This window comes from Caballeronia calidae, assembly GCF_900044055.2.
In the GTDB taxonomy this organism is placed as follows: Bacteria; Pseudomonadota; Gammaproteobacteria; order Burkholderiales; family Burkholderiaceae; genus Caballeronia; species Caballeronia calidae.
Window position 1 is genome coordinate 1 of the sequence record NZ_FCOX02000255.1, and the last position, 1,634, is coordinate 1,634.

At 60.6% G+C, this 1,634-nt stretch carries 2 protein-coding genes; both read left to right on the forward strand.

The genetic code is table 11. The annotated features are described in order from the left end of the window. A partial coding sequence (locus AWB78_RS42440; protein ID WP_269768987.1) for a group II intron maturase-specific domain-containing protein occupies positions 1-719 on the forward strand: 719 nt, incomplete at its 5' end. A gap of 199 nt (positions 720-918) precedes the next feature. Then, positions 919-1,593, forward strand: coding sequence for a reverse transcriptase domain-containing protein (locus AWB78_RS42445; RefSeq protein WP_232478143.1), 675 nt, complete (start codon positions 919-921; stop codon positions 1,591-1,593). The last annotated feature ends 41 nt before the right edge of the window (positions 1,594-1,634 follow it).

The window sequence follows — 1,634 nt, forward strand, 5'->3', positions numbered from 1 at the left end:
GACCAGGGCGCCAGGCACTCCCTCGAAATGCGCAGGCTCCATTTTATGCGGCAGTTTGCTCTGTTGTTGGTGGCGTTGCTTCACCGCTGCTCAGCAATATCCTCCTGACGCCGTTTGATCGGGAGATGCGGCTTAAGGGCTACCAGCTTACCCGTTACGCGGATGACTGGGTCATCACCTGTTCATCCCAGGCAGAAGCGCGCGCTGCCATCGCGGCGGCGACGAAGATTCTGAGCGCACTGGGTGTGCAACTCCATCCGCAGAAGACGCGGATCGTGCATGTCCGGTTTGGATTCGAGTTTCTCGGCTACAAGATCAAGCGTGGGCGGCAGTTATCGCTGCCCACAGCCAAAATCCGCAGTGGCGCCCGGTCGGGTGCGCTGTACGCGTACCCCCGGGAGAAGTCAGTCCAGCGCTTCATGGACCAGGTGCGTCGTCTTACCAAGCGATGTGTGCCGCTTCGAACGCGGGAGCTGATTGGACGGCTCAATCCCATCCTGCGGGGCTGGGGGCACTACTACAAGCGCTCCCACGTCCGGCGAATCTTCAACCGGCTCAACCGATGGATCGTGCGGCGCATCTGGTCGCATCGATTCAAGCGCTGGCGCAACATGGGCTGGAAGGTCTTGCCCGAGGCGCGGCTCTATGGCGAGTTCGGGTTGGTCAACCTTGTGCAACTGATACCCTCTATTGCGTCTCAGCATGCTGCATCTTCGTGAAAGCTGCATGCCGGAAAACGGCACGTGCAGTTTGGGCGGCGGACGGAGGCCAGCGCGTCAGCGCGCCTCCTCCGACCCAACAGCAATGAAGCCTGCGAACAATGTCGGGGATCCGGCTGCGGAGCGGGTGGAGCGAAGGGCGGGGACCAAGGGGAACACGGGTCAGTCCAACACGTGCCGGGCACAGAACCGGGAAAGCGTGTCACACGGGCTGGAACGTGTACGGCAGGCTGCAAGGCAGCGGAAGAAGGAGCGGTTCACCGCGCTGTTGCACCATGTCACCATCGATCGGCTGCGGGAGTCGTTTCATGCGCTTAAGCGCAAGGCGGCTCCGGGAGTGGACGGCATGACATGGCAGTACTTTGATGCAGAGCTGGAAGAGAACCTTCAGCGCTTGCATGCACAAGTACAGAGCGGCGCGTATCGGGCGTTGCCCGTTCGGCGGCAATACATACCGAAGCCGGATGGCAAACAGCGCCCGTTGGGCATTGCCGCGCCGGAAGACAAAATCGCCCAGCGCGCGGTGGTGGAAGTGCTCAACGCTATCTACGAAGAAGATTTTCTTGGCTTCTCGTACGGGTTTCGGCCCGGGCGCAGTCAGCATGATGCGATGGATGCGTTGTCGGTAGCCATCGATCGCACCCCCGTGAACTGGATACTGGACGCGGATATACGGAACTTCTTTGACGGGCTGAGCCAGGATTGGCTGGTCCGCTTTCTGGAGCACCGCATTGGCGACCAGCGCATTATCCGTCTTGTGCGCAAGTGGCTCAAGGCGGGCGTTCTGGAAGATGGAGAGCTTAGCGTAAGTGAGACAGGTACCCCGCAGGGTTCAGTGATAACGCCACCAACAACAGAGCAAACTGCCGCATAAAATGGAGCCTGCGCATTTCGAGGGAGTGCCTGGCGCCCTGG